At 45.6% G+C, this 8,872-nt stretch carries 9 protein-coding genes, 1 tRNA gene and 1 pseudogene; 4 read left to right on the top strand and 7 right to left on the bottom strand.

Annotated elements, in window-relative coordinates; translation table 11 throughout:
* Positions 1 to 8: 8 nt before the first annotated feature.
* Positions 9 to 1,235: an SGNH/GDSL hydrolase family protein gene (locus tag QUA80_RS14135; RefSeq protein WP_333425431.1), complete on the top strand. Its 1,227-nt coding sequence runs from the start codon at positions 9 to 11 to the stop codon at positions 1,233 to 1,235.
* Positions 1,236 to 2,342: 1,107 nt separating this feature from the next.
* On the opposite strand, the pseudogene QUA80_RS14140 reads toward QUA80_RS14135, so the two are convergent.
* From QUA80_RS14140 to QUA80_RS14150, 3 genes and pseudogenes are all read right to left on the bottom strand, one after another.
* A pseudogene (locus QUA80_RS14140) lies at positions 2,343 to 2,774 on the bottom strand (ISAs1 family transposase); the annotation flags it as partial.
* 898 nt (positions 2,775 to 3,672) lie between these two features.
* Entirely contained in the window at positions 3,673 to 3,972 is a 300-nt protein-coding gene (locus tag QUA80_RS14145) for a hypothetical protein (RefSeq protein ID WP_332946858.1), read from the bottom strand.
* A gap of 49 nt (positions 3,973 to 4,021) precedes the next feature.
* Entirely contained in the window at positions 4,022 to 4,633 is a 612-nt protein-coding gene (locus QUA80_RS14150) for a DNA-3-methyladenine glycosylase (RefSeq protein ID WP_333425433.1), read from the bottom strand.
* A gap of 20 nt (positions 4,634 to 4,653) precedes the next feature.
* On the opposite strand from QUA80_RS14150, the gene QUA80_RS14155 reads away from it, so the two are divergent.
* On the top strand, positions 4,654 to 4,776 hold the full coding sequence (locus QUA80_RS14155; protein ID WP_006633228.1) for a hypothetical protein: 123 nt from the start codon (positions 4,654 to 4,656) through the stop codon (positions 4,774 to 4,776).
* 306 nt (positions 4,777 to 5,082) lie between these two features.
* Here QUA80_RS14155 and QUA80_RS14160 read toward each other — a convergent pair whose 3' ends face one another.
* Both QUA80_RS14160 and QUA80_RS14165 read right to left on the bottom strand, forming a co-directional pair.
* Positions 5,083 to 5,376, bottom strand: coding sequence for a pentapeptide repeat-containing protein (locus QUA80_RS14160; RefSeq protein ID WP_333425435.1), 294 nt, complete (start codon positions 5,374 to 5,376; stop codon positions 5,083 to 5,085).
* A gap of 12 nt (positions 5,377 to 5,388) precedes the next feature.
* The gene (locus tag QUA80_RS14165; protein WP_333425437.1) at positions 5,389 to 5,601 is read right to left on the bottom strand and encodes a pentapeptide repeat-containing protein; all 213 of its coding nucleotides are present in this window, start codon (positions 5,599 to 5,601) and stop codon (positions 5,389 to 5,391) included.
* Between the two features lie 797 nt (positions 5,602 to 6,398).
* On the opposite strand from QUA80_RS14165, the gene QUA80_RS14170 reads away from it, so the two are divergent.
* Positions 6,399 to 6,899 carry a hypothetical protein gene (locus QUA80_RS14170; RefSeq protein WP_333425439.1) on the top strand — a complete coding sequence of 167 codons (501 nt, stop codon included), beginning with the start codon at positions 6,399 to 6,401 and terminating at the stop codon, positions 6,897 to 6,899.
* 108 nt (positions 6,900 to 7,007) lie between these two features.
* Entirely contained in the window at positions 7,008 to 7,376 is a 369-nt protein-coding gene (locus QUA80_RS14175) for a translation initiation factor (protein WP_333425441.1), read from the top strand.
* A 155-nt stretch (positions 7,377 to 7,531) separates the two neighbouring features.
* On the opposite strand, the gene QUA80_RS14180 is transcribed toward QUA80_RS14175, so the two are convergent.
* Positions 7,532 to 7,616 (bottom strand) — tRNA-Ser (locus QUA80_RS14180).
* A gap of 37 nt (positions 7,617 to 7,653) precedes the next feature.
* Complete coding sequence (locus tag QUA80_RS14185; RefSeq protein WP_333425443.1) at positions 7,654 to 8,571, bottom strand: TIGR04168 family protein; 918 nt, start codon at positions 8,569 to 8,571, stop codon at positions 7,654 to 7,656.
* Positions 8,572 to 8,872: the final 301 nt, after the last annotated feature.

Consider the following 8,872-nt stretch of genomic DNA (forward strand, 5'->3'; position numbering starts at 1 on the left):
AGAAATAAATGACAGATAATACAGCAACAGCTTCTATACAACTTATGACTAAATTGAAGCGCTGGTTACAAAACCTCTTGTTAGTCTTTGGCGGAGTTGTTTTGGCTGTTTTGATAGTTGAAATTGGCTTGCGCCTGATTGGGTTAGGTCATCCCAGGTTTGATGATGTCGATGAATACAGAGGCTGGGCATACCGCCCAAGCTTCTCAGATTGGTATCAATATGAAGGAAAAGCCTACGTCCAAATCAATAGTGAGGGGTTCCGCGATCGAGAACACAGCAAGACAAAACCAGAAAATACGTTCAGAATTGCCGTGCTGGGAGATTCATTTGTAGCAGCCCAAGAAGTTCCATTAGAACAAACGTTTTTAAACGTTATGGAACGGAAACTGTGTAAAGATGAAGCTTTTTCTGGAAAGAAAGTTGAAGTGATTAATTTTGGGGTGCGTGGTTATGGAACAGCCCAAGAACTGATAACCCTTAGGGAGAAAGTCTGGCAGTATGCACCCGATCTTGTCCTGCTTGCTTTTTTTACACGTAATGATGTTACTAACAATTACCGATTTCCCGAGATAAAAGATTTTTTCAGACCCTATTTTATCTTTCAGGATGACAAGCTGGTTTTTGATGGATCCTTTGTAAATTCAGATGCTTATCGTTCGAGACTGTCATGGTGGACGCTAGCTTATGACACAATCCGAGATCGCTCGCGGGTCGTACAGATTATGTTCAAAATAATAAACTCTTATTCAGATCGAGTTAAACAACAAAGAGTTTTGACTGAAGGTATAAAAACGAGTGTTCTTGATAAAGTTTATAAAGAACCTGCTGATACTAATTGGCAAGAGGCTTGGCAAGTCACCGAAGAACTGATTAGGTTAATGCGAAATGAAGTGAGAGAAAAGGGAGCAAATTTTTTAGTTGTTACTTTGAGCAATCCCATTCAAGTCCATCCAGAGCCATCAATCCGCCAAAAGCTTATGCAAGATTTAGGTATTAGTGATTTGTTTTATCCAGATTGGCGCATTAACGCTTTGGCTGAGCGTGAGGGCTTCACAGTCTTAAATTTAGCTCCCTCTTTTCAGACTTACGCCGAGAAGAACAAAGTTTGTCTGCATGGATTTGACAATTTCGTTCCATGTTTTGGACATTGGAATGCTTTGGGACATCAACTGGCAGGAGAAATAATTAGCCAAAAGATTTCCGAAGAGCAGATAAAGCGCGAAAGTTTATGAACGAACAACTATTGAACTTCTGGCTTACGCCTTCATTGAGGCTTTGAAATCGCTCATTGACCACTGCACATTACCAGAGGTAAAAGGCTACACTCCTTCAGACTTCTCTGCGGCTAAACTAAATCAACAACAGTTAGACAGTTTTCTTGCCAAAATCAAAAAGAATAAGTCTTAGTAGAAATAAATGACAGACAATACAACAACAGCTTCTATACACCTTATGACTAAATTGAAGCGCTGGTTACAAAACCTCTTGTTGGTATGAAGGCCCAGTTGTTTTGGCTGCTGGGTAAGAGCATCTCAATCATGCTTGACAAAAGCATTTGAGAATCTGCATCATATAGTCATTGTTCATCGCAGCCCGTTTGATTTTTTGTCGCAAACTACGTTGCAGAGTTGTTTCACAGGTTGACCGCATTAAGTGCGATCCGTCTGACCAAAGCGAAGTTCTCGGGGCTATTCAACGAACGAATGGGACATTTCTCTTGATTGAAGGTCACATCTAAACTCCAATGCAGTTGGTTTTCAATGCCCCAATGTTGGCGAACTGCACGACCATTCCGCTTTAGCATCTGCTGGTAAAGAACTTAGGTAAAACTGCACCTCGCGTGTGGTTTTGTTCCAGAGATGACGCACTCTTTCTACGATAACGATAGTGTGCAGTCCAGCAAGATTGTTCTTGCTGGTAAAGTCCTCGGAATTGGGCAACTGATGCCGCCTTTGCTTTGCGAGTCTCGACGCTCCGGATGTCCCTTTTAGGTTCGGGAATTATAACTCATTTCAATCCCCTTAAATTCCTGAGTTTTTGCCGTCTCAAACCAGTCTTTCACTTGATGCTAGAAAGTGGGATGATTGCTTTTTAATGCTACGACATAATCCGCTTTTTTATTGTGAATAAGCCCAACGAGATCTGTTTGAGTTCCCATCGCATCAAGGGTAACGATCGCTCCGGCAATGTCAATTAATATCGTTTCCGGCTGCACTCCTTATGATAAGCTTTCGACACGGCGCCGTGCCTAAGTCCCTACAATCGATCGATTGTAGGGACTTAGGCACTCGCGGTGTCCTCCGTTTATATCATTCCGATGAAGAGCGGAATTGATATAATTCTACGAGGGCTGGAATTGCTGTGATTTCATTGGAATGGTCTTCTACTTTGACTTGCCCGAGGACTAAACGTTGTTCGCTCGCCCAAGCTGTCACTAAATGTATGTTTTTTAAACCTTTTTCTCGATTGTAGGAACCTCGCAAACTTTTGCCATCTATTGGGATCGCTTCTTCGAGGACTGAATCCATAATTTGTTGCAGCCATTGGGATAACTTCTGAAGAAAAAACTTTAGGGTCTAGCTTTTCACGCTCCCCGACGAAATGTATCGTCGCTGGGGATACCATTGGGTAATTTTAAAAATTCTTCACGCCCATTGCTGCTTGTTGAGACCGTAATTTTCGATGTCTTCCCACTCATCGGCTCCTGCGATCGCAGCTAGAATAGCGATCGCGAGAATCTCTTTGAGTAAGTGTTGTTTGGTTCGACTGAGATCTTGCACCATTCTCAATTAGCCGTAGGGGCGGGTTCGCCAACAGCCTTAAAGCTTGCAAATAGGTTCTATAAACCCGCCCGACCCCACGAAAAATCCTCTTATTGATATTGCTGCAAGATGTCAGGTTCGATCGACTCTCGGGTCTGGTATGTCATCACAATAATTTGATAAGCTCGCTTGTAAGTGTGGCATGGAGATGGGTTGTGACCTGTCGAGCCGGGCGTGATGATTTTGGCTCATTCACCACACGATCGAATCCTTTCCCCATTGATTTTTCCTCACCATTAGTGACACAGATCGAGCAGTATTAGAGAACCTATGTGACATCTTCACAGGCTGCGAGTCGTCAGCTCGTTGTCAGTCGATCGTCAAACGATATCAAATGAGTTCAAAAGCATCGCTACTGACAGGATGCTCTTTGAGATGTTGCCATTTTTGTCAAGTACAATTTATACCAAATTAGATGAGCTTACCCTACATCAGAAATCCTCAAGTAACTCCGATTGTTGTAAATTTAGACCAGTTTACTTACGACTATTTTAACATAAAAGATGAAATCAGCACTAGAGAAATCCCTACTTAAAAAGCTCACAATTGGATTCTGGATACAACCCTATCAGTTGGCTTCGGGCTGCTTGCTGGTATTGCACTTTGGGGACATTATGTATGTTTAGCGCTGAATTCTTCTCTGCGCGGTGTTGAAGCGGTTGCTATTGCTTATCTGATTTTTACTTTCACTTGGTTCGACTGCGATCGATACGCACATATTGCCTGTTGGACGATGAGTATCGCCGCAGTTAAATCTGCTTGTGCTACTCGTTTTTCTCGTTTCGGGGCAGAGTCCGGGCAATTACTAATTACCAATTAGCAATTAGCAATTACCGATTACCAAATCTTACATTTCCTGCATCAACCGCAAATAATTCTGCCGCATCTGCGTCATATTTTCCATCATTCTATTAGCCATATCTTTCTCAACATCGCTCATTTGCTGCCAAAATAAAGCCGATCGCCTCGCCATAATAGCTTCTTCCCAAAGCATCTCCAAAAGTTGCGCCGCCATGGGATTTTCAGCATCGATAATCCCGCACAATTGCTCGAAGGCCCGGTTCGCTTCGGCGTGACTGCCAACATCCTGAGCCAGCGTTAGGCATTTCTTGAGTTGTACGATCGGATTTTCAGAAGAGTAAGCCATAATTTCACTGAGATAAGCGACAAAATTTACACTGATACCTTTGAGATTACTAGAGTTGTGACACAGCCGTAGAGTTCCCTACATACCACCGCCAAGGCAAATCAATTCCTTGAGAAATCCCGATCCGCGTAGTTTGGACAAAATTTATTGTACCCTCCTCCACAGCTTGCTGAAAGTTATTGCTCCGGTGTTCCAATCGCAGCGATTGGCTTTCACCCAAAGGAAAACCGTTTAAAGTTCGATCGATCTTCAGTACCTTACACAGTTTCCCAGGCCCGGCGGCGAGACGCGATCGCTTCTTATCGGGAATTCCAGCGAATTCTTGGGGAACCGCATCTAGCTGCAAAGATCGAACCAACACAGCACTAGCAACTCCCTCTGCATCCGTCACCACGTTAAAACAGTGATACATCCCGTAGATTAGGTAAACGTAGCTCATACCCGCAGGCCCGAACATCACCTGATTGCGAGGAGTTCGCAGCCGATAAGCGTGACAAGCCGGGTCTCCCGGGCCGTAAGCTTCGGTTTCCACGATAATTCCCCGAATCGTCTCGCCGTCAGGAAACTGCCGCACCAGCGAGCATCCCAGCAAATCTGGCGCTACGCTGGTAGATGGCCGCGCCAGCCAAAAAGATTCTACAATCTGAGTATTTGCACTCACTCAACAACAGCAGGTAAATTATGGACGTTAAGTTAGTTTTAGCAGTCTTGACAGCAGTTTTCACCGTTTGCTGTCTGTTCTTCGGCACAAAAAACGGATTCTACGATACTGACAAGTATCACGGTAACGGTTCTGCTCACTAATTTTAGGCGATTGTTAGTTGCTTAAAAAAAACCGCCGCCTGTCAGTCAGGTGGCGGTTTTGTTTTGTTTTAGCGGAACAGTTGTCAAGCAATTATATGTCCTTGCGACCGCAACGCAGTGGAAGCATATGGAATTATTTATTGAACCGCTTTCGTCGCGTTAGCGAAGCGGCGCGTTAGCGCTAGTATGCGTTCGGCGAAGCCGTTCCCAAAGGGTAGGAAGAAAAGAGAAGAGAAGAAGATGATGATGATGAGTTCGTAACTGCGGACTTTATATGATGATAGGTTGTTTTATTTGCTAGTTTCTCTAAGGGTGAATTTTGCCATCTGGCATTTGAGCTTCTTGCAAGCTAGCATTTGATAAATCAGCGCATCCCAGGAGTTTGAAACGCATTGTCGCTCCTCGATCCGTTGCTTTCATATTGAAACCAGCTACTGCATTTTCTGGGTTATTCTGTTTGGTAACAGCGGTCACATTAAAATCCATATTGGCTTCTTTTTCATTAACTAGAAGGTTGAAAGTGATTCCGGCACAGCCCAAATCAGCTCCCGTCAGGTTGGCTCTATTTAAGTTGGCATTTTTGAGGTTGGCATAGGCCAATTTTGCTCCCGATCAGTTAGCACCTTCTAGGTTGGCTCCCTGCAAATTGACTCCTTGCAAGTCTAATCCTTTTAGGTTGGCATTGCTGAAATTGCATTCCGGACACTGTTTGGTTTGCAGCAATTCCTTGACTTGGTTTTGTTGATTGGAAAAAGTTAGATATTTGGCCGCAGTAAATACAACTGCGCTCGACAATCCAGCAGTAAATAAATTCTTTAATTTCATAAATATCCGAAAAGCTTCGGGGGCTTTCTATCGCGGTTAATATATTTCTACAATAGTGCGATCGACCTCTCCTGAATTTCCAAAACAAAATTGTCTGCATCTGAGTCAAGCAGTCCGGCACAATTAAACACCGCTGGACTTATATATAGCCTTTTTCAGATAGATGAGGTACAAGTTTAGATTTTAGATTTTAGATTTTAGATTTTAGATTGGGGGATTGAGGAATTGTTAATTAATTAGTAAATACCTCATCTTTATGAGAAGCGCTATAGCAGCAAGCGTCCAGACGGTTAGGAAGTTCTTAATTGCTCAAACCCTTGCTATTATCCTTTCTTCCTTCTTCTTTCTTTTTACCCGCTCAGCTTCGCCGCGCACTGAGGGCAGTCAAAGTGTCAAAGGGCCTTCTTCTTCCTTCCTTCAGCTCTAAATCTCTCCTTCTTGTCCTCGCCAGTGCTGCTTTGAGTTTCGGACTCCCCGCGTCCGTCTGCTTCACTTCCCTTCGATTTGTCCCCAAACGGAATTTATTCTTACCCGAAGGCGGGCATTTGCATATACCTGCGGATATAAATAAAATAAACTTTATTTATATCCCTGGAATGAGTAAGTCTTCTAGAAAATTGAGGATAATTAAACAGAAACGCAATACCGTACCTGCGCTGTTAAGTTCTCAGCAACTACTTTTTTTGTCAAAATTGCTTTGAGAAATTAATTTACTCTAAAAACCGTTGGCAGCAGCTCAGGTTCCTCAACCTCGCCATAACACACTCTACCTATAATCCCGACAATTCGGAGCGGCAATGAACACAATCAAACCCGAACCCAAAAGATCGCGCTTCATGGCTCTGCTGCTGACAACGCTGCTGACATTTCCGTTTATGAGTGCTTGCGGTTCTAGCCAGCAAAGTTCCGCTCCTCCGCCTCCTGTTGATGACACTCGCGCTGGAGGAGTGCAAACTAATCGCGCCCCGAGTCCTTCGCCACAAGCAAAAAAAGGATTGAGCAATACTCAAAAAGTAGCGATTTTAGCAGGAGCAGCAGCCCTTTACTACCTCTACCGCCAGCACCAAAACAAGCAAGAAAAGGGGCCGCAGGGAAAATATTACCTTTCCAAAAATGGTCGCGTTTACTACCGCGATGCCCAGAATCGCGCTCACTGGGTAACGCCCCCGCCTGAAGGAATTAAAGTTCCGGAGTCCGAGGCATTGCCTTACCGCGAATTCCAGGGGTACAACAACCAAACTACCGGTCGAGACCTTACTAGCGTGCCGGAAGCTACAAGTCCTATTCCAGCACAATAGCCTAATCACTTGAGATTTTAGATTGCCGGTTGCGTGATTTTCAATTAAATCTGGGATTCCCAATCTAAAACAGCCATTTTTCAACACATAAAAAAGAGGAACTTTATCATGGTAGATGGATTTTTCCGGAAGTTAAAAGATGCGGTCGTCGGGTCAGACAGCGAGCAAGTCGATCCTGACGGCAATTACCAAGATCCCTCAAACCCCGGACCCTACGGCAACGCGCGTCCGGCCAGCGAAGACCCCTACGGCGACCCGGCAGACTACGGAGAGTACGGCAACCTGACTCCGGCGAGCGAAGACCCCTACGGCGACCCGGCAGACTACGCCGGTACCGACTACGGAGAGTACGGCAACCTGACTCCTGCCAGCGAAGACCCTTACGGCGACCCGGCAGACTACGGAGAGTACGGCAACCTGACTCCTGCCAGCGAAGATCCCTACGGCGACCCGGCGGATGAGGAAGGGTTTAGTTGAGTCAGTTGACTAGAAAAATTACCTGGTAAACAACAGCACCCCTGCGGGGGTGTTTTTTTGGGGAAATATCACGAGTGAGCGAAAGATGAGCCGAAAAGGGAACTCTTGAGGCAATAGAGATTCTGAAACCCTTAACGGACAAGAGAATTATTAAACGGAGAGGGTGGGATTTGAACCCACGGAACCTTGCGGTTCACCTGATTTCAAGTCAGGCGCATTCGACCACTCTGCCACCTCTCCGGGCGCATACATTAATTTATCATACCAGCAAAAGTCTCTAACTACAAATAGCCGCAGATTCAGTGCGCCGATAAAGAATTTGTTCTCTTTCTACCGCGAAATCTTGCCCTACCCATACCAGAGACACTTCCGACACCGATCCATTTTCCAGCAGGACGATCGAGAAATTACGCAATTTCGAGCACTCTCTCTCCACAATTCGCGGCACGCTGGCCGCATTCAAATAAACTGTACCCTCCGCACTCACCTCCAGCGACTTCCGCAACTCCTGCTTTGTGTGCCGCAGTTTGTGGTGCATATGACCAAAAGTTACCAGAGGTACGTGCTTCCCAGAACTCTTAGTTCGATCGATCGCCTCCCCAAAATCCGGGTCGCCCCAATCCCCTCCCAACGGCTTCCAATCTCGCCCGCAGGGGTCTTCAGGAGCCTCTCCTAACCCCGTCGGACCCGTGTGACCCAAAAAAATCACATTTTCGCAGTCCGCCTTTGCCGCAGCTTCTGCAATGCGCCGCGCCGACTCTTCAAAACTCTCTACCCCAAACCATTCCGAGTAAAAATCCCCGTACTTCCACTCCGAACCCCCCCAAGTAAACGGGCGGCTTCCCACCACAGTTACGCCCAATTCTGGAAAATCCCTTTTCCCGTAACCGACGTGAGCTTCTCCCATTAAATCTAACTGCTGTTTCACCCAATTTTCTCGAGTGCGATCGTAAGGGCACTGACTGCGACCCCACTCCGTCGCCGTGTACCAAGCATCGTGGTTCCCAAACACCGCTGCTTTCGGAATGTCCAATTGGGCGATCGCCCGCACCACCTCCACCGACTCATTGCCAAAATCCCCCACAAACAGCACCAAATCAACGCCCAGATGCTTCAGGGCCTCGCCGTCTTCAGGTTCCCACAGATCGTGAACGTCCCCCACCACCGCAATTTTGATAGATTTAGCTTGATTCATGTGATTTGTCATGTGCGATCGATCCCTAGCCCCTTCTTACTCAGCATAAGAAACAGCGACCAATTTTTGCACTCTCCCGCAGCATATTTTGCATTTTAGATTTTAGATGTGAGATTTGCTCCACTTTCTTCATCTTTTACTCCTAAGCGCAAAAATCCTCTCTCCCCATTGACATTGGAGGCGATTGCCCTGAAGTTAAGCCCGTTAATTACCGACTGCAACGCCCTAATACCATTTTTCTAAAGTTATGCTAGAGTTACCTGAAAAGTAAAGGAGAATATTAAAATGTCTGGGCGTCCTC

The organism is Microcoleus sp. F4-D5 (assembly GCF_036704885.1).
In the GTDB taxonomy this organism is placed as follows: Bacteria; Cyanobacteriota; Cyanobacteriia; order Cyanobacteriales; family Microcoleaceae; genus Microcoleus.